Origin of the sequence: Streptococcus infantis (genome assembly GCF_047463315.1) — a bacterium.
GTDB classification, from domain to species: domain Bacteria; phylum Bacillota; class Bacilli; order Lactobacillales; family Streptococcaceae; genus Streptococcus; species Streptococcus infantis_AB.
The window spans coordinates 39486-63717 of the sequence record NZ_JASHEB010000006.1 but is presented as its reverse complement, the minus strand read 5'-3'; the positions used below and the strand labels follow the sequence as shown (position 1 = coordinate 63717).

The 24232-nt window shown below is 40.8% G+C and carries 18 protein-coding genes; 3 read left to right on the top strand and 15 right to left on the bottom strand.

The window, feature by feature from the left end; all coding sequences use genetic code 11:
- Positions 1–2: 2 nt before the first annotated feature.
- The 5 genes from QM857_RS07405 to QM857_RS07385 all read right to left on the bottom strand — a co-directional run bounded on the left by QM857_RS07405 (position 3) and on the right by QM857_RS07385 (position 7965).
- Entirely contained in the window at positions 3–932 is a 930-nt protein-coding gene (locus QM857_RS07405; protein ID WP_004251016.1) for an ABC transporter permease, read from the bottom strand.
- 202 nt (positions 933–1134) lie between these two features.
- Positions 1135–3015, bottom strand: a complete 1881-nt coding sequence (locus QM857_RS07400) for a beta-N-acetylhexosaminidase (RefSeq protein WP_414275546.1) — start codon at positions 3013–3015, stop codon at positions 1135–1137.
- Positions 3009–3878, bottom strand: a complete 870-nt coding sequence (locus QM857_RS07395; RefSeq protein WP_414275545.1) for an ROK family protein — start codon at positions 3876–3878, stop codon at positions 3009–3011. The genes QM857_RS07400 and QM857_RS07395 overlap by 7 nt, the downstream gene beginning before the upstream one ends.
- Before the next feature lie 84 nt (positions 3879–3962).
- A complete protein-coding gene (locus QM857_RS07390; RefSeq protein WP_414275544.1) occupies positions 3963–6608 on the bottom strand; it encodes an alpha-mannosidase in 2646 nt (881 codons plus the stop codon).
- Positions 6609–6684: 76 nt separating this feature from the next.
- Positions 6685–7965, bottom strand: a complete 1281-nt coding sequence (locus QM857_RS07385) for a glycoside hydrolase family 125 protein (protein WP_414275543.1) — start codon at positions 7963–7965, stop codon at positions 6685–6687.
- Between the two features lie 170 nt (positions 7966–8135).
- Here QM857_RS07385 and QM857_RS07380 point away from each other — a divergent pair, with 170 nt between their 5' ends.
- Entirely contained in the window at positions 8136–10223 is a 2088-nt protein-coding gene (locus QM857_RS07380) for a GH92 family glycosyl hydrolase (RefSeq protein WP_414275542.1), read from the top strand.
- A gap of 334 nt (positions 10224–10557) precedes the next feature.
- On the opposite strand, the gene polA is transcribed toward QM857_RS07380, so the two are convergent.
- The 9 genes from polA to QM857_RS07335 all read right to left on the bottom strand — a co-directional run bounded on the left by polA (position 10558) and on the right by QM857_RS07335 (position 21296).
- Positions 10558–13191, bottom strand: a complete 2634-nt coding sequence (polA, locus tag QM857_RS07375; RefSeq protein WP_414275541.1) for a DNA polymerase I — start codon at positions 13189–13191, stop codon at positions 10558–10560.
- A gap of 64 nt (positions 13192–13255) precedes the next feature.
- A complete protein-coding gene (locus QM857_RS07370) occupies positions 13256–14377 on the bottom strand; it encodes an SH3 domain-containing protein (protein ID WP_414275540.1) in 1122 nt (373 codons plus the stop codon).
- A 94-nt stretch (positions 14378–14471) separates the two neighbouring features.
- A complete protein-coding gene (locus QM857_RS07365; RefSeq protein ID WP_004250994.1) occupies positions 14472–14738 on the bottom strand; it encodes a Veg family protein in 267 nt (88 codons plus the stop codon).
- Positions 14735–16093 carry a replicative DNA helicase gene (dnaB, locus tag QM857_RS07360; protein ID WP_247922285.1) on the bottom strand — a complete coding sequence of 453 codons (1359 nt, stop codon included), beginning with the start codon at positions 16091–16093 and terminating at the stop codon, positions 14735–14737. Before dnaB ends, QM857_RS07365 begins: the two co-directional genes overlap by 4 nt.
- Before the next feature lie 42 nt (positions 16094–16135).
- Positions 16136–16588 carry a 50S ribosomal protein L9 gene (gene rplI / locus QM857_RS07355; protein ID WP_004250991.1) on the bottom strand — a complete coding sequence of 151 codons (453 nt, stop codon included), beginning with the start codon at positions 16586–16588 and terminating at the stop codon, positions 16136–16138.
- Positions 16585–18432 (bottom strand): DHH family phosphoesterase, encoded by a 1848-nt coding sequence (locus QM857_RS07350; RefSeq protein WP_414275586.1) that lies wholly within the window; start codon positions 18430–18432, stop codon positions 16585–16587. The genes rplI and QM857_RS07350 overlap by 4 nt, the downstream gene beginning before the upstream one ends.
- A gap of 278 nt (positions 18433–18710) precedes the next feature.
- Complete coding sequence (hpf, locus tag QM857_RS07345) at positions 18711–19259, bottom strand: ribosome hibernation-promoting factor, HPF/YfiA family (protein WP_414275539.1); 549 nt, start codon at positions 19257–19259, stop codon at positions 18711–18713.
- A gap of 79 nt (positions 19260–19338) precedes the next feature.
- Positions 19339–20001: a ComF family protein gene (locus QM857_RS07340; RefSeq protein ID WP_414275538.1), complete on the bottom strand. Its 663-nt coding sequence runs from the start codon at positions 19999–20001 to the stop codon at positions 19339–19341.
- A complete protein-coding gene (locus QM857_RS07335) occupies positions 19998–21296 on the bottom strand; it encodes a DEAD/DEAH box helicase (RefSeq protein WP_414275537.1) in 1299 nt (432 codons plus the stop codon). The genes QM857_RS07340 and QM857_RS07335 overlap by 4 nt, the downstream gene beginning before the upstream one ends.
- 55 nt (positions 21297–21351) lie before the next feature.
- Between QM857_RS07335 and QM857_RS07330 the strand changes: the two genes are divergently transcribed.
- Both QM857_RS07330 and cysK read left to right on the top strand, forming a co-directional pair.
- A complete protein-coding gene (locus QM857_RS07330) occupies positions 21352–21987 on the top strand; it encodes a YigZ family protein (RefSeq protein WP_414275536.1) in 636 nt (211 codons plus the stop codon).
- A gap of 155 nt (positions 21988–22142) precedes the next feature.
- Positions 22143–23069 (top strand): cysteine synthase A, encoded by a 927-nt coding sequence (gene cysK / locus QM857_RS07325; protein ID WP_006149073.1) that lies wholly within the window; start codon positions 22143–22145, stop codon positions 23067–23069.
- A 100-nt stretch (positions 23070–23169) separates the two neighbouring features.
- Here the strand turns inward: cysK and tsf are convergent, their stop codons facing one another.
- Positions 23170–24210, bottom strand: a complete 1041-nt coding sequence (tsf, locus tag QM857_RS07320; protein ID WP_414275535.1) for a translation elongation factor Ts — start codon at positions 24208–24210, stop codon at positions 23170–23172.
- Positions 24211–24232: the final 22 nt, after the last annotated feature.

Here is a 24232-nt window from a genome sequence, read left to right as displayed (position 1 = left end):
TTCTAGAATAGTGCTGAGTTAGGATCAACACGTCTTGCAAGTAAGTTTGATAGGATAACGAGAATCAAACCAACGACTGACTGGTAGAGACCGGCTGCTGAAGCCATACCGATATCTGCTGTCTGAGTCAATCCGTTAAAGACATAGACGTCCAATACGTTTGTTACACTATAGAGCTGACCAGCGTTGTGAGGGATTTGGTAGAAAAGACCGAAGTCTGCACGGAAGATATTTCCGACTGCAAGGATGGTCAATACTGTCACAAGCGGTGTCAACTGAGGGATGGTTACGTTACGGATACGTTGCCATTTGCTAGCACCATCCACTGTCGCTGCTTCGTAGTAAGTTGGGTCAATACCCATGATCGTTGCGTAGTACATCACACTACTATATCCAAAGCCTTTCCAGATACCTAGGAAGAGGAGGAGGTAAGGCCAGATACTGACATCAGCGTAGAAGTTAATACCCTTCATCCCTAGAGCTTCTAAGGTATGGTTGATAAGCCCTTTATCGATATTTAGGAATGCATCTGTAAAGAAACTGATGATAACCCAAGATAGGAAGTAAGGGAATAACATAGATGTTTGGTAGATTTTAACCATTTGCTTAGAGCGAAGTTCACTAAGGATAATGGCGATACCAACTGACACAACCAAACCGATAAAGATAAATCCAAGGTTGTAAAGTACTGTGTTTCGAGTGATGACAAAGGCATCCTTGGAACTAAACAAGAATTTAAAGTTATCTAGTCCGACCCATCTACTATTTATAATACTGTGGACGAATCCTTCACCAGTCATATGGTAGTCTTTGAAGGCAACCACATTCCCAAAAACTGGAATGTAGAAGAATAAAATCAACCAAATTGTTCCTGGTAGAACCATTAAGAGAAAAATCCAATTATCTCTTAAAGTTTTTGAAAACTTGTTCATAATTTCCTCCCTTTTTATTTTCTAAAACTTCATAATCTCACATTTTTAAACTTGATAACGTTTACAAAAATAGTATACTCTTATTTTTAGGACAGTTTAAACTACAAATTATAGAAAAAACTCCACAAATTATTTTATGTGGAGAGCTTTTTTATATAAGAAGGATGTTTCACGAGAAACTTTCTTCCTGAATAGAGTTTTCCTAGGTTGTATAAATGGTCGAAGCTGTCGCAATAGTATGCCACTGGTTGGCTGTCGTTGCTGCGAAGTCCTTACCCCCATAGAAATCATTAAATGGCAAGATGTCTACTTCTAGTTCGTCGATACGAGAGATTTCGCCTGCTAGATAGTTTTCAATGCGACTTTCTGCGCGCTTGATCCGTTGCAAGAGCCCACCCATACGGATGTCCACTGTATCCAAGCCAAAGACCTTGTTTTCTTTCAACCATTGGTAGCTAAAGAGCTTGTGGAAGGTTTCAATCTGGCTTCTTAATTTTGGTAATTCTTCCCTAGCAATTTGTTGCAAGCTCTCTTTATCACCTTTTTGATAGGCTTGACGAATGCGTCGGCCCACATCCACTTTACTGCTTAAAATCTGGTTCAACTGAGCCTGAGTTTCAAAGAGATAAGCATAGTTTCCTGCTTTTTCTTTAATAGCAACAAGAGTCTCAGCTGCTTGGGTAAAGTGTGGTTTGTCCTGCTCAGGAGTCATGTGCTTGTCAAGGATTGGGCAAAGAACATCCTGATAAAAGACATAGCGATTAGGGTTGATACCACTGAGATTATCTGGTAGGTCTGGCAAGAGGTTGGCAAGATCAAGTTGCATAAAGTCCTCAACCGATAATCCTGTGTTGGTCTTGAAGTGAGCTGATAGACGCTCTAAATCATTACGATAGCTAAGTTCTGCCCAGATTTGTAAGCTAGGCAGAATCGAGAACTGGGCCGTTTCACCACCGTTGTCCCCCCAACCTGTCACGATGACTTCCTTAATCTTGTTGGCACGGCAGGCTTTATTGGCTTCAAGAGCGATTAGACGACTGAAATGATTGTGTGGTGTGAAGCCAATCCACTTCCAAGCACCACCAGCAAAAGCGATATCCTGGCTAATCTTATGGTGGTTACTGAAGTTGCGGTTGTATTTTTCTTCGCTATCTTGGTAATAATCCCAGTAAACCAAGGTGACACGGTCTTTGAGACGGTCAAGGTAAACACGAGTTTCCTCTGGAATTTCCACGTCACGGTCATATTGGCCATCTGCTGACATGAGCTTGAAGAACATATCACTCCACATCTGGCAGTGGAAACCATACTTGTCTGCAATATCCAGCACGCGCTCCAAGTGTTGGCACATGAGGAGACTACGATCAACCACACCGTTCAGGATAAGGTAACGTCCCAAACCAACTAGGTGAGCTTCGTCCATTCCGATATTGACCTTGCGAGTTTGTAGTTTAGATAACGTCGCAAACATACCGTCAATCAGGTCGTAGACTTTTTCTTCACCGATGAGAAGAATGTCTTCTACATCGCGGAGTTGCTGGACTTCTTTGACACCCCATTTGACAAAGGCTGATAAGTGGGCCAGGGTTTGGATACATGGGACAAAGGTCATGTCAAACTGCTGGGCGTATGCTTCGATTTCCTGTAATTCCTCAGCTGAATAAGCCCCACGGAAATAACCAAAGTAAGGTTGTCCTTCAATTTGATAAGTGTCTTCCATGTAGAGCTCAAAGGTTGAATAACCCATCAGAGCTAAGACTTCAATCATCTGCTTGGCAGATGCGACATTGAGCACGGCATTGCGCGAACAGTCCGCCATGTAGGCTAAATCTTCATAGGCCGCCTGCTCTTCAATCTCTACCTTGTCCCCTTCTGCTAAAGCTGTTACTAGCACAGACAAGGCACGGTAGAGTTGATGAGGTTTGCTGTAGGTCAGTTGATACTGCCCATTCTCACCCTTGATAGAGATAGAAGCTTGATCAGACTGAGAGACTGCCACCTCTACATCTGGTAGAGAAATGTGATTTTTTAATACTTCGATAGATTGGGCCTGTTTGGGACTAAGTCCTGTAAAACTTACCATTGGTTTTCCTCCTGTAACCAGTTGACAAGGGCACCGTAGAGATTGGCATCTGCATGATAGGTGCAAGCTTGAATGACTGGAGCAATTGTATATTCTTCATAGGTTTCGACAAAAGTGTCTACTGCTTCTTGCACACCTTTGATAAAATCTGGATTTTGACTGATAGAGCCGCCTAGGCTAATGACATCTGGGTCGATGAGATACTGGATATTGAGCAGGCCTTGAGCTAGGTTACGATTCATGCGCTCAATGGCTTCTTGGCAGAGGGCGTTTCCTGCTGCAGCCTCTTGGTAAACCTTACGGCCATCCCAGTCAGACTGACCTGATTTTTCAATCACATAACGCACCATGTTTCCCGTAGAAGCTAGTAACGACCAGTTGTTGAGCCTTTCTTCAGGCTCGATAGTTGTCATATAGCCAAACTCCCCACCCAAGCCATGACGACCTCGGTGAAGTTTTCCATTGATAATCATAGCGCCACCGATTCCTGTGCCAATCACGACACAGGCTGCATTTTCAATCTCAGGATGAGCTAGCAATTCACTGAGCCCAACACAGTTGGCATCATTTTCTAAATGAACAGGTAGCTGGTGATGAGCAAGGGCCTCATACCATGAAAAACCATGGATGTAAGGAATGGCACTGATTCCCTCAATCACCCCAGTTTCTTGATTAACGGCTCCTGGCACACTCATGGCAATCCCACGGTAGTCACGTTCTGACAATCGCTGGTCCAACCAAGCCAACAAATCTTCTAGAGTTTCTGGAGTTGGGGTGCTGGCCTTATCTAAAATCTTTCCATCAGGAGTGAGACTAGCAAACTTAATCCCAGTCCCTCCAATATCAATGGTTGCAAGGGTCATGGATTTCACCTGTAAAAAGGAGCGAGTCAGTAGTTTGTTCTTACTTTTTCGCTCCTCCTTTCTGTTTATGTTTTCTTGTTGAAATTAAATTTCTTCTTTTTTGATCAATTCTGTACGAATTTCTTGTGGCGCTAATAGTCCTGAATGAACTGGATATGGGCGTTCCAATAAGTCAAGAATGGTTTGTTGTTTGTCCGACACGCGAACATTTTCTTGGCTCATGTTGTAGTAACGAAGAACATAACCTTTTTCATTTTCAGCTACCTTAAAGGCTGTTGGGCAGACTTGTGGCAAGTTGAGGGCTGCATGGTTGAAGAGACTACCTGTTGCAGCGACGCTACCTTCTTGTTTTGCAACTTGAAGAGCTGTAAATGGCACCTGGAAGGCTTTGGCACGACGGAAGGCTGAGAAACGTTCCCCTGCTTGATGGCATTCTACTGCAAACTCAACTTCGATATCGCGCAAACACTGGGCTTCTGGTGTTGGGAAGTAGCCCCAGTCACCTAGCTCCCCTGAAGCACGGAGAAGGGTTACAGCCATAGTATCGTCTCCAAGGATTTCGTATTCGTGCAATCCTTTATTGGATACGGTCACGCCTTTTACATCATCATACAAGCTGACAAAGGCTTGTTGGTGTTGTGGATTTTCAGGATTTTCCCAAGAAGCTGCCGGTTTATTTGGTCTTGTCACAACTTCATAGATACTTTCAGAATCATTACTTGGGCGTGTGTTATGAGTTTTGACCAAGAGACGAATGCGGTGGTCTTTGGCTGTATTGGTAAAGCGAGTCTTGAAGCGAATCTGTGGATTGTCCACAAAGACAGTCATTTCTGTTTCAAGAGGAATGGTTGTCAACTCTTCTGAACGACCTGCATCTCGTTTCATGAACTCGATGATACCTCTTTGTTCAGCGTCCAATTTTTCATCTGCGCTAACTGGAATAGTCAAATCATGTTTGAACAATATTTTTGCATAGCGAGCATTGTTTTCTATGACTTCATAGCCTTTCAGTTGAGCGTAGATTGGTTCAGTTCCTTTTGGTTGGAAATAAATGTACTCATTCCCGATATCTCCACGGTCCTCGAATTGGATGAAATCTTCGTAGGCTTCGTTAGTAGTCTTGTCGTAGACTGTAATTCCTTCATCTACACTCACTGTCACGAATGGTGTATCAATGACTCCATTTTGGTAAATACCATCACGGTGATCTACTTGACCTTCGACCAATTGGAAGCTTGCCCAAGAAAGCGGAGCAAGGTGGACTGGGATTGTCACGCGCACTTGGCGTGCAATATATGGTTGGCGGAATTTATCCTTAGGCAAGGTATAACCAAAACTTGCTCCCAAGTCTTCAATCTTGGCTTCAAGGACATGGCCATCCAAATCTTGAACATGGTAATCTGGCAAGGTCACAGCTACCATCTTCTTGTAACCTTCTGTTGGATGCAATTCTTTGAAATCACAAGTCACAACATCCACTACAACACTGACTGTATCAACCTTGTCATGTAAAGTTGTATTGACAACCGTAAAGAGGTGGTCACTTTGCGCTTCTTGAGTTGCTATTTTATGTTTCCACTCATTGAGAAGGTTGGTCTTGACAAAGTTTCCAACTTGGTTGACCTTGGCAAAACGAGTTTCCATTTCACGGTGTACTTCATCAATACTGCATCCACAGATGCTATCGTGTGGTGCATTTTGCAAGAGTACTTTCCAAGCATAAGTTAATTGATCCTTGTGGTTATGTCCACCAGTAATGATGGTCAAAGGTTCTACTACTTGCTCCAACAAATTGCTGTTTTCTTGGAAGGCTTGTTTGAGATAAACGCGTGAAGAAGAGGTGTTAGCAAGGGTGTACCAACCATCAGTTTCCTGGCTAGTCAACTCACCTGTAACTGTTGATAGGTGTTCAGGAAGTGCACTTTCCACTGCTTGAACGTATTCATCAAAGGAGCTATGAATAAAAGTCACGTCAGGGAAAAGTTCGTTTGCCACACGAATGGCTTCACTCAAGTTCCGTTGAACTGGTTGGTGGTCACAGCCGTTCATCATCAACCATTGGTTAGTAGAAGCATAGTCACGAACGTCTGCCAATTTTTGTTTCCAGAAGGTCAAGGCTTCATCTTTATCAACTGGAATTTCGTTCCCGTTACTGTACCAGTTAGCAAAGAGAATACCGAGTACACGGCTACCATCAGCACCCTGCCAGTACATCTCAGAGAATTGAGAGGTAAATTGCTCGTCTTCGAGGACTTGGTTGTCAAAGCCGATCGGTTTGACACCACGACCAAAGGCTGCTACGTGAATCCCTGATTTTTGAAGGATTTGAGGAGCCTGCCCCATATTTCCAAAGGTATCTGGGAAGTAACCAATTTGAGTAGATTTGCCCCATTTAGCACATTCAGCTTGGCCAATCAAGGTATTGCGGACATTGGCTTCACTTGAAATCAGGTAATCATCCTGCAAGATGTAAAATGGTCCAATCTTGAGCTTGCCTTCGTCGATATAACGCTGCATCTTGTCACGGTTTTCAGGACGAATTTCTAAATAGTCATCGAGGACGATGGTTTGTCCATCTAGGTGGAAACTCTTGAACTCAGGATCATTTTCAAAAAGATCAAAAAGATTGTCAAAAAGTTCCACCAATTGCATACGGTGACTTTCAAAAGGTAGATACCACTCACGATCCCAGTGGCTGTGAGAGATGATATGTACAACAACATTTTCCATGAGTAAAACCTCATTCTAACTTAAATTTAAAAATAGATTTGTGATTCTTTACAAGAACCTATTGAGCTAAGGCTCATTAGCGAATATCTAGGTAATCCAAGACCAATTCGCAGAACATCATGTTGGCCCATGAGAACCATTCACGAGAATAGAGAGTCGGATCGTCTACGTGGAAGCTTTCGTGCATGACACCTGTTCCACCATCGCAGGCAACGAGTTGATCTAGCAAATGTTTTTTCTCCGCCTTATCCGTCGTTGTCAATCCTTGGATAGATAGAGCAATCGGCCAGATATAGCGGTAGAAGGTATGTGAACTTCCGAGTCCACTAGCGTATTCTCCTTGGTAGAAGTAAGGATTTTCCGGGCTCAGAATGGTGCGACGAGTGGCTTGATACACTTCGTCATTGACATCACAGTAACCAAGATATGGAGCAGCCAACAAACTTGGCACGTTCGGATCATCCATGATGCTAGCATTCCCTAAACCATCTACCTCAAAGGCATAAATTTTTTCACCCTTGCTGTTTGTAGTGTAGGCGTAATTTTCGATACCTTCTTGAATCTCAGCTTGGAGACGTTTGGCATCAGCAATAATGCTCTCGTTATCAGCTAGATTCAATTCTGCAAAGATTTCTTGGACATAACCCAAGACAACGACCGCAAACATATTGGATGGAATCAGATAGCTATACTGACAGCAATCATCACTTGGACGAAAGGCTGACCAGGTCATCCCTGTCACGGCAAAGTCAGGACCAAATCCATCATTTACCAAGGTGTCTTCCTTACGATCGGTATCACGGACGAAACGGTATGGTGAGTTATTGTGATCTTGCTCCACGGTCCAAAGGTGAAGGATTTCCTTGGTCGCTGTAACAAAAGTCTCATCAAATTGGCTAGTCTCACCAGTTTCCTTCCAAAGAAGGTAAGCCAATTGCAAGGGATAACAAAGCGAATCCACTTCATACTTACGTTCCCAAATCCAGCCATTGAGGTCTGTATGGTCTGTCTCGTGATGACCCTTCCAGTTCTCCTCAATATTGAAAGAGTTGGCATAGGGATCCTTGAGAATCAAAGTCATCTGGCGTTTAACCAAACCAGCAATGGTCTGGCGCAAACGAGGTTCTCTTTTTGCCACATGAAGGTATGGTCTAAGCTGAGCAGTCGAGTCCCGAAGCCACATAGCTGGGATATCCCCAGTCAGCACAAAGGTCGAGCCGTCTTCTAAAATTTCAACTGTATTGTCTAAAGTGTCCGTGTAGCAACGTTCAAAGACATCTACCCATTCAGGATGATCCTTGGCACGCTCCGCTACCTCATCCAGCCACTCTCTAACGATTTCTTTAGAATAAACCATAAACTATTTTGCCTCTTTCAAACAGATTTTCATTTTCAGTATATAGCTTTTAGCCCAGAAAATATATACACAAATGATAGTCATTTTTCTACAAAATTGTTATATTTAAAACTCCTTTTCTAAAGGCTAAATTTTCTGATATAATGTAGAAAACGACTAAAGGATATTCTATGAAACCTATACTTGAAACCATAGATACGCGTTTTGGAACAGCCAGTAAACATGCATTTTCACGAGGAAATACACTACCATACGCTGGAGTTCCTTTTGGGATGAATTACTTTGTTCCACAAACGAGTGACCAGGAAGGATCTTGGTTTTTTGATCCCCATCTTCCCATATTTCAGGGCATTCGACTAACCCATCAGCCTAGCCCTTGGATTGGCGATTATTCTTGGTTGCTACTGACTCCTGTTACAGGAGAAATCAGCGGAGACACCCTCTTCCATCGTCAGTCTTCTTATAACCTTGATCGTGCTATTTTCAATCCCCATTATCTCAGAATTTTTTCTGAGCGTTATCAGATTGAAACCCAGTTAAGTCCGACTTGCTATGGGGCTTCTATTCAACTAAGACAGATACAAGGCAAGAAGATCTCACTCTATCTGCATGCAGCTGATGATTTATCATTAGAGCAAATAGATGAGCGTACTGTCAGCCTTGGTCAAAGCGGATTAACCGAAACCAACAAAAGTCCCCTCGTCATGTTTACTGCTCTCGTATTCTCTACGGATATTCTATCTATCAATCAAGTGGGGCAAAACTGGTGTATCGACTTGGCTGGAGCAGAAGCTCTGGTTCAACTAGCTACTTCTTTTATTTCTAAAGAACAGGCCCTCTTTAATCTGCCTAGAAAAGACTTTGAAGAAACGAAATCAGAGGCTAAAGCAAGTTGGGAAGACCTTCTAGGCCGTTTTGATGTCGTGGAAACTGGCTCTGTAGACCGAACATTTTTTGATCACTGTCTTTATAGACTCTTGCTTTTCCCACAAACCTTCTATGAGGTAAATGAGCAAGGCGAGAATATTCATATAGACCTTGCTTCAGGGACTATCAAACCAGGGCTATTCTTTACCAACAATGGTTTTTGGGATACCTTCCGCACTTCATTCCCACTCTTTGCCTTGATTATTCCAGAGCACTATCGTCAGTTTCTTGAAGGCTTCCTCAATAGCTATAGAGATACCGAGTATCTCCCTAAGTGGCTGGCTCCTGACGAAAGAGGAATGATGCCTGGAACTTTGATTGATGGCCTTCTTGCGGATAGTGCCTGCAAGGATATGGCACCTGAGTTTGAAGAAGAATTTCTCAAAGCCATGATTGAAACTGCTACTAAGGGAGATCCAAAAGCTATCAACGGGCGACACGGCCTAAGCCAATACCAAGAACTGGGCTATTTATCCACAGACTACCACGAAAGTGTCAGTCATACGCTAGATTATTCCTACAGCGATTTTTGTATCTCTACTTGTGCTGAAAAATTAGGTCAAGAAGATCTGGCTCAAACCTATGCTCAATATTCTAAAAACTATCAGAATCTATTTGACTCTGAGACGGGTTACATGAGGGCGCGTGATGTAGATGACAACTTCCGTCCTGACTTTTCTCCCTATAGTTGGGGTCGTGACTACGCTGAGTGTTCAGCTATTCAAGCCAGTCTCGGTGTCTTACACGATATTTCTGGACTTAGCCAACTAATGGGAGGGGAAAAAGCCTTTAGCAACTATCTTTTGAAAGCTTGTCAAAGTCTCCCACTTTTTGAAACGACTGGCTATGGATATGAAATTCATGAGATGAGCGAGATGGCAACAGCGCAATTTGGTCAACTAGCCATTTCAAACCAACCAAGTTTCCACATCCCTTATCTGTTCCGCTACAGTAGTTATCCCCAATATACTAGTCTCTTAATCAAGACCCTCCGTCAGAAAGCCTTCCGAGCTAGCTGGGATGCTTATCCGGGCGATGAGGATAATGGTAGTCTTTCGGCTTGGTATGTCTGGTCTGCTCTTGGGCTTTACCCAACCTGCCCAGGAAAAGCAAGCTATGATCTTGGAATTCCGCTCTTTGATCACCTTCGTGTCTATCTGGCAGAAAAAAATCAGTGGTTGGATGTTCGTACTCAACAAAATTATGAACACTTCCACTTTGTACAAGACTGTCATCTTGATGGAAAAGAAGTTCAGAGTGTCAACCACCAAGATTTACTAAATGCCCAATCTCTCAACTTTACCCTCAGCTGGTTACCGAAGCATAATTAGTAGCTAGTTGCTTCTAAGTTTTCCACAGGTTGTGGAAAAAGATAGAATACTAACACGCCTGAAAAGGATATAAAAGAACTCTCTCTCATTAAGTTTGACTAGCTCCTTAAGCCCCAAAAAATATACTCCTACAAAGATTACTAGTTACTAGTATATCGTAAATGATTCCTGTCTCTTGTTTTCATACCACTTTATGATTGACTATCAAATTGATAAATAGTTTTCCACAGGTTGTGGATTATCTCAAATAATTTCTCCGGAAGTTACCATTCCAAATTTGATAAAATCCCCTCAATAGACTGAGGGGATTTTTGTCTTTAGTTTTAAACAAGCTCTACTTAGCTTCGTACCAAGTTACGCCTTCATTTTCATCAGCAATCAGTGGCACACTGAGTTGAATGGCTTCTTCCATGGTTTGTTTGACGATTTTTTTAATGGATGCCAATTCTGACTTAGGCACTTCAAGAACAATTTCATCGTGTACTTGTAACAGCATCTTAGTTTGATAACCACCTGCCACCAAGGCTTTATCTAGCTGAATCATAGCGATTTTGAGAATATCTGCAGCCGATCCTTGAATCGGTGAGTTGATAGCTGTACGCTCTGCAAAACCACGAATGTTAAAGTTACGCGAATTGATATCTAGCAACTCACGACGACGTTTGAAGAGAGTTTCTACATAACCCTTATCACGCGCTTCACGAACCACTTCATCCATGTAATTTTTAATTCCTGGGAAGCGTTCAAAGTAGGTATCGATGTATGCTTTAGCCTCTTTACGGCTGATACCTAGGTTATTGGATAAACCAAAGTCTGAAATTCCGTAAACCACTCCAAAGTTGACAGCCTTGGCATTGCGGCGGTCGTTCGGAGTCACATCCTCAGGACGTTCAATTCCAAAGACACGCATGGCTGTCGAGGTATGGATATCAGCTCCCTCTTGGAAGGCCTTGATTAAGTGCTCATCTTTAGAGATATGCGCCAAAACTCGCAACTCAATCTGTGAATAGTCCGAGCTGAGAAGGACACTATCCTCCCACTCTGGCACGAAAGCCTTACGAATGAGGCGACCTTGTTCCAAGCGAACAGGGATATTTTGCAAGTTTGGATCCACACTAGATAGACGACCTGTCTGAGTCAAATCTTGCACATAGCGCGTGTGAATCTTGCCATCCGCTAAAATCCAATCCTGCAAACCAATCACATAAGTCGATTGAATCTTAGCAATCTGACGATAATCTAAAATTTTCTTGACGATTGGGGCAATAGGAGCTAAGCGTTCTAGCACATCCACTGCTGTTGAGTAACCTGTCTTGGTTTTCTTGGTGTATTCTATAGGGAGACCTAGCTTTTCAAAAAGTAGTTCGCCCAACTGCTTAGGCGAGTTGATGTTAAACTCCTCACCAGCCAATTCATAAATCTCTTGAGTTAGCTTTTCAATGACAAGCTCATTTTCAGCTTGCATCTCGAGTAGAGTTTCTTTTTTAACCTTAATCCCAGCGATTTCCATCTTAGCAAGAACAAGGGCCAAAGGCTGCTCCATATCATAGAGAAGGTCTAATTGTCCGTTTTCACTTAACTTTTCAAGCAATACAGGCTCTGTCTCAACCAGCACAGCAACCTTGCGAGCCAAGTGCTCCAAGAAGATTTCTCTCTCAGGGATAGCTTTCTTGACACCCTTACCGTAGAAGGTCTCATCATCGACTAGGTAAGTTTGACCATAGAGACTAGCAATGGTTGAAATTTCATTATTCTCTACAGTAGAGAGAAGGTATTTGGCCAAGCGACTGTCAAAAGCAGGAGCCTGCAAGTCCAAGCCAAAACGATTTAAGAGAACTTTAGCTTTCTTAAAGTCATATACTTTCAAAGGTGTTTTTTCTAGAAAATCCTTAAAAATCGGAGCCTGCAAGAGTTCCAGCTTATCTGTAGCATAGAGCTTGTCTCCGCATGACCAGGCAAAACCAATCAAGTCATCTGTATGGTAGTTTTCACCAAAAAGTTCAAAGTGGAAGATAGAGTCGGCACTCAGCATGTCTTCACTCACTTTGTCCACCATGGTGAAATTCAAAGTCTCAGATTGATTCGCCTGAGAAGCATTCAAGGCTTGTTTGAGCTGTTTAAAGCCCATCTCATCGTAGAATTTACCTAAACTTTCTACATTTGGACCACTATAAACCAAGTCATCTAGACCTATCTCAATTGGCGCCTTGGTATCAATAGTTGCCAGTGTTTTAGACAAAAAGGCCTGTTCCTTGTCATTTACGAGATTTTCCTTCATCTTGGAAGCCTTCATGCCATCGATATTTTCATAAATACCTTCGAGTGAGCCGTGTTCTAACAAGAGCTTAATACCAGTCTTTTCACCAATCTTGGTCACCCCAGGGATATTGTCAGACTTATCCCCCATAAGGGCCTTAAGATCAATAAACTGAGCTGGTGTGAGGCCCATCTTTTCCATGAGATACTCTGGGGTAAAGGCCTCAAACTCGGCGACACCTTTCTTAGAAATCTCAACTACCGTATGTTCATCCGTCAACTGAATTAAGTCTTTATCTCCACTGACGATTGTTACATCAAAAGATTCCTTTTCAGCCAAGCGACCAAGAGTTCCAATGATATCATCCGCCTCATACTGAGCCAACTCATAGTGGCGAATCCCCAGATGGTCTAGCAACTCACGAATGAAGGGGAATTGCTCCCGAAACTCATCTGGTGTCTTAGCACGACCGCCCTTATAGTCTGCATACATCTCTGTACGGAAAGTCGTCTTCCCTGCATCAAAAGCAACCAAAATATGGCTTGGCTGAACACGTTCCAATAGGTGATTTAGCATCAGGTGAAAACCGTAGATTGCATTGGTATGTAGGCCATTGTCATTTTTAAAACGATCCAGCTGCTGGTAAAGTGCAAAAAATGCTCGGAAAGCAACTGAAGATCCATCAATCAATAATAATTTTTTCTTGTCCATACACCCATTATAAAGGAAAGCAGGGAAAAATACCATTGCCAAGAGTTAGATTATCGGTCAAGGCTTATTGGGATGTTTTTTCAACTCGCGCACCATTGCTATCAACTTGGAAACCATCGATAGTCGTATCTACTGCCAATTCTCCAGATGCGTTCACGTAATAATATTTCCCTGAAACCTGGAACCACTGACTAGCTTTCATAGCACCCGAGCTTTCGAGATAATACCAAATACCCTTATCCTTCAACCATCCTGTCTGCATTTCTCCAGATGATTTCAAGTAGTACCACTTGGAACCGTCTTTTAGCCAACCTGTTCTCATTGAACCATTAGTTTGGAAATAGTACCAACTGCCGTTTATCTTTTTCCATCCAAGTGCGACTTTGCCATTTTCATAGTAGTACCAGATTGTTCCCTGTTTTTCCCATCCACTCTTCGAGGTTACCGTTTTAATTAAGGGGATATAACGTCTGTTCCCACTTCTTGAAATATAACTAATCCATCTATAGCCATCCTTTTCAAGAGTTTGATCATAATGAACACTCATTCCAGGTTCGTAGTAATCGATAATAGTAGATGTCAATGATGGCTGATTCATAATAGCTGCCTTTTCTGTAAAGTAATGAGTTCCACTAGAAGCTAGTACAGATTGATAATTTCCTACACTAGCATTCCCCACATCTTTAAAATGAATGAAACCAGTCATAGAGCTTGCTTTTACTATTCTACGATAATACGTTTCTGTATAATCGTAATTGTACTCCTCGATTTCAACCATGTCTCCAATCACGTTAGAAACCCAAGCTACGTGGCCATGTGTTCCCCTCGTACTCCAAGCAATAGCTCCAATCGCTGGTCTCTGATCTACACGATATCCTTCTTTTTGAGCACGGTATCCCCATTCTTTCGCATGCCCATAAGCAGCTGGTAGTTCAAATCCATTAACACTACTTAAACGAAAGGCAGCGAAAGATGTACACTGTCTGGAGTATAGACGCCATTTATCAATTTCTTGACTTCCATTTTTATAATAATAGGGATAATCATCTCCTCGTGCCAGTGAGCCATTGTTTGCCTGATTGGCATGAACAGCTCCTCCGCCAAACAAAAAAGCACCTGCTAACAGTAGGGAAGCTGTCCCCACTGTCGTTCTCTTAAGAAAAGTTCCCTTTTTACTATATGTCATTCATTCTCCTTCGAATAGATAAATTTTTGAGGTTGACCTCATTTATATCATTCGAAAGAAAAAGAAAAAAGTGAGAAAACTCCCACTTTCAACCTTAATCCAAATAGTGAATCAAATTCTTTTCCGTTAAAATATCAGAATAGGTGAAGGATTCAACGTAGACGTTGGCCTGTTTGTCCCCTTCAACATCCCCAAATTCAACGATAAAGAGCGATGGATAAACTTCAATAAGTCTTCCCAAGCGATTCTTTTGGCGTTTACGACCATTTTCCAAGGTCATTTCCACGACTTGTCCTTCATGCGCCTTGATTTCTTCTTTGATTTTTTTCATCTTGGCTACATCTGTAAATGCATCTGTCATCTTTGTTCCTCTCTCTTCGAAATACTTGAAAACTTGTTATACTCTTTTTGAAAAATCAATTCTACCGTTCCACGTGCCCCGCTACGGTTCTTCTCAATAATAACTTCTACCTTGTTATTTGGAAGTCCTTCCTCTTCTTCACCACCACGCTCATAATAGTCATCTCGATAGAGAAAGGCTACGATATCCGCATCCTGCTCGATAGATCCAGACTCACGAATATCTGATAATACTGGCCTTTTATCTTGACGTTGCTCAACACTACGTGACAGCTGACTTAGCGCGATAACAGGCACCTTCAATTCCTTGGCCAGAATTTTCAACTGACGTGAAATCTCTGAAACCTCTTGTTGACGGTTCTCACGACCAGTTCCTGTAATTAACTGCAGGTAGTCAATCAAGATCAATCCAAGATTGCCTGTTTCCTGAGACAATTTTCTGGCGCGTGAACGAATCTCCGTAATTCGAATTCCAGGGGTATCGTCAATATAGATACTTGCTTTTGCAAGATTACCTTGAGCAATCGTATATTTGCGCCACTCTTCCTCAGTCAATTGCCCTGTACGGATAGAGTGAGACTCTACTAGTCCTTCGGCAGCCAACATACGATCGACCAGACTCTCAGCACCCATCTCGAGAGAGAAAATTGCAACGGTCTTGTCAAGCTTGGTTCCAATATTTTGAGCAATATTCAAGGCAAAAGCAGTCTTACCAACCGCAGGACGAGCAGCAAGAATGATTAACTCCTCCTCGTGCAAACCAGTTGTCATATGATCCAAATCTTGATAACCAGTAGCAATCCCCGTAATATCCGACGTTTGTTGTGATCGAACTTCCAGATTCCCAAAATTAAGATTTAAAATGTCTCGAATATTTCTAAAACCACTACGGTTCGCATTCTCACTGACATCAATCAAACCTTTTTCTGCTCGTGCAATGATTTCATCTACAGGACTAGAGGCCTCATAAGCTTGATTGACAGATTCTGTCAACTTAGCAATCAAGCGACGAAGCATGGCCTTTTCTGCTACAATCTTTGCATAATATTCAGCGTTTGCAGAGGTTGGTACAGAGTTTATAATCTCAACAAGGTAGGACAAGCCACCAATATTTTGCAAATCACCTTGATCATCTAATATCGTACGAACAGTCGTTGCATCAATGGCTTCGCCTCGATCTGACAAATCAACCATGGCTTGAAAAATCAAACGGTGAGCATACTTAAAGAAGTCTCGAGAGTCAATATATTCTCGAACAAATACGAGTTTACTCTCATCGATAAATATAGCTCCCAATACAGATTGTTCTGCCAAAATATCCTGGGGCTGAACTCGTAGTTCTTCTACTTCTGCCATCAGACTTTCCTTCCTTTTACAAAATCATTACTCAAATCTAGCTTAGCCTTCTTTTACACGAAGATTGATGACGCTAGTTACATCCTGATAAATTTTTACCGGAACATCAATCAAGCCAACTGCTCGAATTGGAGATTGAACTTGAATATGACGTTTATCAATTTTAATTCCAAATTGTTTTTGGAGTTCTTCAGCAATTTTCTTGCTAGTAATTGAACCAAAAGTTCTTCCATCTGGACCAACTTTTTCAACAAACTCAACAATTGTTTCTTCTGCTTCAAGTTTCGCCTTAATTTCTTGTGCTTCTGCAAGAAGTTGAGCATGTGCTTTTTCTTCAGATTTTTGCTTCCCGCGCAACTCACCAATTGCTTGAGAAGTCGCTTCTTTAGCAAGGTTTTTCTTAATCAAAAAGTTTTGCGCATAACCTGTTGGCACTTCCTTGATCTCGCCCTTTTTCCCTTTTCCTTTTACATCTGCTAAAAAGATTACTTTCATTCTTCTGTCTCCTTTTCTCTAATTTCATTAGAAATAACGGTTTTTAGTTTATCACCCGCTTCTTGCAGACTCATATCTGCAAGTCGAGCAGCTGCCAAGTTGAAGTGGCCTCCGCCACCCAATTCTTCCATAATCCGTTGCACATTAATCTTACTACGACTTCGTGCAGAAATGGAAATATCCCCTTGGCGGTTTTTTGCAATGACAAAACTAGCTTCAATACCTGACATGGCCAGCATCGTATCGGCTGCTTTACTAATCACTACAGTATCATATTCCTTAGTATCCTTGGCCTGAGCGACAAGAATAGAAGGTTGTACAGCCTGTCCTTGCAAGATGAGTTCATTCACCAATCGATACTCTTCAAAGTCAGTCGCTGCAAGTTCTTGAATTACAATACTATCACTTCCACGTGTTCTTAGATAGCTCGCTACGTCAAATGTTCGACTGGTCACACGAGAGGTGAAATTCTTGGTATCTAGCATTATACCACCCATGAGAACACTTGCTTGAATGCGACTTAAGCGTGATTTCTTAGAATTCTGGAATTGAATCAACTCTGTCACAAGTTCACTTGCGCTACTTGCGCCACTCTCGATATAGGTAATCACTGCATTATCTGGGAAATCTTGATCTCGTCTATGATGGTCAATAACAATCGTTTGCGTGAATAAATCATAAAACTCTTTTGACAAGGTCAAGGCTGTCTTAGAGTGGTCCACCATTATAAGCAAAGAACGATTAGTGACCATTTCCATAGCCTGATTTAGAGTAAGGAGTTTTGTTACTCCCTCATTCTCTAAAAATTGAATTGCGCGATGAATATCAGGAGACATTTGTTCAGCATCATAGACTACATAACTTTCATCCGAGACATTACTCGAGAACAATTGCATTCCGACCGCAGAGCCCAAAGCATCCATGTCTAAGTTTTTATGACCAACAACGAAAACATGATCAACACTCTTCAATTTCTCAGAGATTGCTGTCATCATAGCTCTAGTACGTGTTCTTGTTCGCTTAATAGAAGCCGCCGTTCCACCACCAAAATAAATTGGATTCTTCGTTTCGTCATTTTCTTTGACAACAACTTGGTCTCCACCACGAACTTCTGCAAGGTTGAGATTTGATAAAGCAACTTTACCAATACCCTCATGATCGCCATCACCGTATGACAAGCCCATACTCATGGTTAGGGCTAAATCTCTCTGCTTAGCTTCTTCACGGAAGGTATCAATTACAGAAAATTTATCCTGCATCAATTGCTCCAATACCGTATAGTCGGTAAATAAGTAAAAACGATCCATGGTCACTCTACGAGAAAACATCTGATATTTTCCAGTAAATTCTGATACAAAATTTGCAACAAAACTATTAATGTGACTGATGTCAGATTCAGATGTTTCGTTCTCTAAATCATCATAATTATCTACCGAAATAATACCAATAACAGGGCGACTTGTAACCAATTCTACTGTGGCTTCGTACTCTCCAGAAACGTCAAAAAAGTAGAGCACACCAGAATTTCTATCTAGATGTACCGCATAACGTTTTTCTCCCACATTTGCATAAATTCCAGGAGAAGATATGGATGTTTTTATAATTTCTTGAACTTGAGGAAGGTCAATTTCTCCATCTTCCGTTGTCAGCATTAACTCTGCGTAGGGATTGAACCACTCAATCTCACTACTTTCCATGTTTAGTTTGACAACTCCAACCGGCATCTGTTCTAAGAGTGAACTTAAACTATCTTCCGCTTGATGGTTTACGTACTGGATTTGTTCAATTTCTGTTTTTTGATAAGATTTCTTCTGAAAATAAAATAGCAAAAGAAATGCCACCATTAAGAAAAATAAGCATGCTATTGTGACTAAGTTATTTTGAAGAAAAATAACCAATACAGTCATGATTATAAAGGCAATCCCAACAAATAAGTATATAAAAAAGGGATTCATTTCATTTTTTTTCATTACAAACCTCTTGCGCAATATTATACCATATTTGCACTGAAAAAGCGACCTTTAAAGAAGGAATAACACTTGTGCTCAAATGTAGTATTCATGAACACAAAAGGTGGTTTACACTAGTGTAAACCACCTTTTTAATCTAAGCATATTAAGTATTATGATTCTTTCACTTCAAGAAGACCAATATCTCCATCTTCGCGTCGATAAATGACATTTGTTGTTTCATCTTCAACATCGATATAAATGAAGAAATCATGGCCCAATAAGTCCATCTGAAGAAGTGCTTCTTCAAGGTCCATTGGTTTTAAATCAATTTGTTTTGAACGAACAACTTTAGGTTGAGCAACATCTGTCTCTTCTACCAAGGCATCTGTAAATAGTTGGCTAGTAGAAACTTTATTTCTGTTCTTACGTTCAATTTTAGTTTTATTTTTACGGATTTGACGTTCAATCTTATCTGTCACCAAATCAATAGATCCATACATATCTTGAGAAACGTCTTCTGCACGAAGAGTAATAGATCCAAGTGGAATTGTTACTTCTACCTTAGCAGTCTTTTCACGATACACTTTCAAATTTACACGTGCATCTAGTTCTTGATCTGCTTGGAAGTATTTTTCGATCTTTTCGAGTTTAGAAACTACATAATCACGAATTGCTTCTGTTACTTCTAGGTTTTCACCACGGATACTATATTTAATCATATAAGTACCTTCTTTCTAAACATATTTGTTTTTCTATATTTATTATAACGCTTTCAAAAAATTATTGCAATCTTTTTCCTCATCTTACGAGGGAAAATGTTCTAACCTCTTCTGCTCCTGCATTCTCTAGCATACTCTTGATACGGTTAACAGTCGCTCCGGTAGTATATATATCATCAATCAATAAAATCTTTTTGGGGACCGTGACACCATCTTTAATAAAAAACGGAAGTTCCGTGGCCAAACGCTCTGAACGATTTTTAGAAGAATTTGCTTTTTCTTCTCTTTTCCCTAATACATCCAGATGGGAAAGTCCTGTCGCTTCTATTAGGCCTGCAACCTGGTTAAAACCTCTTTTTGCATACCTCTCAGGGCTTAACGGTATTAAAATAAAATGATAATCCTTGTATTTTTTTAAATTCTCTTTTAAAATCATAGCAAAAACTTTTCGGAGAATATAATCGCCATCAAATTTGTAACGATTAAAGAAGTCTTTCATGGCTTGATTATAACTAAAAATCGCTTCATGGCTTACTTCAATCCCTTCTTTACACCATAGTTGACAATCTTGACACGAACTTGACACTCCTTTTTTATGACAATTTGGGCAATGTTCTTCCCCAATCATTTCAAAACTTGAGTAACAAGCTAAACAAAGTGAGCCCTCCTCCTTTTTCAAAAAAAGAAGCTCTCCAAAGGTTAGATTTTTCTTCAAATGTTGGGCACATAGTAAACAAATCATAGGCCTGCCTCCTTGTTCATCAGTTTAATTTCCTTTATAGCATTCTTAATCGAACGATTTAATCCATTATGAAAGAACATTAGATCTCCTGTAGGTCTATCCATGCTACGACCTACACGTCCTCCAATTTGAATGAGGCTTGATTTTGTAAAAAGACGATGGTTTGCTTCTACGACACAGACATCAACACAAGGGAAGGTAACTCCGCGCTCCAATATTGTTGTGCTTATCAATATGGTCAATTCCCTATCCCTAAAAGCTTGAACTTGCTCTAATCTATCTACAGTAACTGAGGATACGAAACCAATTTTCTCATTTGGAAATTTCTCTTGTAAGATTTCCTTCAACTTCTCTCCCTTTGTAATTTCTGATGCAAATATTAGTAAGGGGTAGCCAGTTCTTCTCTGGTTTTCAACATATCTTTTTAGCTTTGGTGGTAGGAGAAACTTATCCAAACATTTATCCAAATCAGATAACCAAACGGGTTTTGGAATAATTAAAGGATTTCCATGGAACCGCCTTGGCAAACTCAACCTTTTCAGTTCTCCTAAGCGAACCTTCTTATCCAACTCATCTGTAGAAGTTGCAGTGAGAAAAATTCTGAGTCCATTTTCCTTTACACAATTCTTTACAGCTTTGTAAAGCATCTTGTTGTCAACATAGGGAAAAGCATCTACTTCATCTACTATTAGTAAATCAAAAGCGTGGTAAAACTTTAATAATTGATGAGTTGTTGCAACAACTAGTGGTGTCCGAAAGTATGGTTCAGACTCACCATGCAGTAAAGCTATTTCGCAAGCAAAGTCATTCTGCAATCGCTTATACAATTCCAAACAAACATCTATCCGTGGACTTGCTAGACAAACTGCGCCACCATCATTAATAACTTTCGCAACAACTTTATAAATCATCTCTGTCTTCCCAGCGCCAGTCACTGCATGAACTAAAGTCGGTTGCTGGTTCTCTACTGCCTGAAGTAATCCTTCTGATACTTTCTCTTGAAATGGAGTCAATTGTCCCTTCCATTTAAGAACATCTTGTTTAGGAAAATCTTCTTGAGGGAAATAATATAAGGCCTGATCACTCCTAACTCGCTTCATCAACAAACATTCTCGGCAGTAATGAGCATTAATAGGTAGAGACCATTCATCTTGAATCATACTATCACATCGTTGACAGAAGAGTTTCCCCTTCTCTTTTCTCATGCTTGGCAGCTTCTCCGCCAGTTGTCGTTCTTCAGGGCTTAATTCTTGTTCTGTAAAAAGTCGGCCTAAATAGTTTGGATTTATTTTCATACTTCTTTATTCGTAAAATCTAGAACTTTAGACTATTTTTTAGTACAATAAAAATATGGAATTTAGAACGATAAAAGAGGACGGACAAGTCCAAGAAGAAATCAAAAAATCACGATTTATTTGTCATGCAAAACGTGTCTGTAGTGAAGAAGAAGCTCGTGCCTTTATCACTGCTATCAAAAAAGAACACTATAAGGCTACCCACAACTGCTCTGCTTTTATTATCGGTGAGCGCAGTGAAATCAAGCGAACCAGTGATGATGGGGAGCCAAGTGGAACTGCTGGTGTACCTATGCTAGGAGTTCTAGAAAATCACAATTTGACCAATGTTTGTGTAGTTGTTACCAGATATTTTGGTGGTATCAAATTGGGAGCAGGAGGTCTTATTCGCGCTTATGCAGGTAGTGTTGCCTTTGCTGTCAAAGAAATTGGAATTGTTGAAATTAAAGAACAAACAGGGATTCAAATTCAAATGAGCTATGCTCAATATCAAGAGTATGGGAATTTTCTTAAAGAACATAATCTTATGGAACTCGAAACCAACTTCACAGATCAAGTTGACACAATTATCTTTGTCGATAAAGAAGATAAAGAGTATACCAGAGCTGCCCTTATAGAATTTTTTAATGGGAAAGTTATCCTAACAGATCAGGGCTTACGAGAAGTTGAAGTCCCTGTAAACCTTGTGTAAAGCACTTTTAAATATCTTCCCTCCATTTTTAGATTTACACTGACTATTTTTCAGATTGTTATAAAAAAATCCTATCGCTTCGATAGGATTTCTATATTTTACAAAAGTTTAAGATAGCGTTATACTAGAAGCATCTTATATAAAGAGGTGCTAACATGGCTATTTATAACAATATCACAGAACTTATCGGAAAAACACCGATTGTTAAATTGAATAACATTGTACCAGAAGGTGCGGCAGACGTTTACGTAAAACTAGAAGCTTTTAACCCAGGTTCATCCGTTAAAGACCGCATCGCTCTTAGTATGATTGAAAAAGCAGAACAAGAGGGTAAACTGAAACCAGGCTCTACTATTGTAGAAGCAACAAGCGGGAACACTGGTATCGGTCTTTCATGGGTTGGTGCTGCTAAAGGTTATAAAGTTGTCATCGTTATGCCTGAAACAATGAGTGTTGAACGCCGTAAGATCATCCAAGCTTATGGTGCTGAACTAGTCCTCACTCCCGGTAGTGAAGGTATGAAAGGTGCGATTGCTAAAGCGCAAGAAATTGCTGCTGAACGCGATGGTTTTCTGCCATTACAGTTTAATAACCAAGCTAACCCAGAAGTTCACGAAAGAACAACAGGAGCTGAAATTCTAGCTGATTTCGGAGCTGATGGTTTAGATGCCTTTGTTGCTGGTGTAGGTACTGGAGGAACTATTTCAGGTGTCTCTCATGCACTTAAAACTGCTAACTCAAACATTCAAGTTTTTGCAGTTGAGGCAGACGAGTCAGCAATCTTATCAGGTGAAAAACCAGGACCTCACAAAATTCAAGGTATCTCTGCAGGATTCATCCCAGAAACACTTGATACAGAAGCTTATGATGGTATCGTTCGCGTGACATCAGACAATGCTCTTGCACTTGGTCGCGAAATTGGTGGAAAAGAAGGCTTCTTGGTAGGTATTTCTTCTGCCGCAGCTATCTATGCAGCAATCGAAGTTGCTAAAAAACTTGGGGCAGGTAAAAAAGTCCTTGCGCTTGCACCAGATAACGGAGAACGTTACCTATCTACAGCACTCTATGAGTTCGAAGTCTAGTCTCCTAAATACACAAAGCCCTTTAACAAGGGCTTTTTAATTTTTTTTATAAAATTTTTTTATATGAAAAAGGAAGCAAATCTGCTTCCTCTTTTTATTATTAGTTATTCAAAGCTGCTGCCATTGTAGCTGCAACTTCAGCTTCAAAGTCATTTGCAGCTTTTTCGATACCTTCACCAACTTCAAAGCGAGCAAACTCAACTACTGAAGCGTTAACTGATTCAAGGTATGCTTCAACTGTCTTGCTGTCATCCATGATGTAGACTTGTGCAAGAAGTGTGTATGCTTGGTCAACTTTAGTGTTGTCAAGCATGAAGCGATCCATTTTACCTGGAATGATTTTATCCCAGATTTTTTCTGGTTTACCTTCTGCAGCCAACTCTGCTTTAATGTCAGCTTCAGCTTGAGCGATAACTTCATCAGTCAATTGTGCTTTTGATCCATACTTCAAGTGTGGAAGAGCTGGTTTGTTAACCATTGCACGGCTTTCGTTATCTTGGTCGATTACGTGGTTCAATTGAGCCAACTCATCTTTAACAAATTGCTCATCCAATTCTTTGAATGAAAGAACTGTTGGTTTCATCGCAGCAATATGCATTGAGATTTGTTTAGCAAGTGCTTCGTCTCCACCTTCGATTACAGAGATAACACCGATACGTCCGCCGTTGTGTTGGTAAGCACCGAAGTGTTGTGCATCTGTTTTTTCAAGTAAAGCAAAGCGACGGAATGAGATTTTTTCTCCGATAGTTGCTGTTGCAGACACATAAGCTGCTTCAAGAGTTTCACCTGAAGGCATTGTCAAAGCAAGAGCTTCTTCGTTGTTAGCTGGTTTTCCTTCAGCGATTACTTTAGCTGTAGCATTTACCAATTCAACGAATTGAGCATTTTTCGCAACGAAGTCAGTTTCAGCATTTACTTCAACTACTGCTGCGACGTTACCGTTAACAAATACACCAGTCAAACCTTCTGCAGCAACACGGTCAGCTTTTTTAGCTGCCTTAGCCATACCTTTTTCGCGAAGCAATTCAATCGCTTTTTCGATATCACCTTCAACTTCGACCAATGCTTTCTTAGCGTCCATGACACCAGCACCAGATTTTTCACGCAACTCTTTAACAAGTTTAGCTGTAATTTCTGCCATTTTGATTCTCCTATATTTTTTA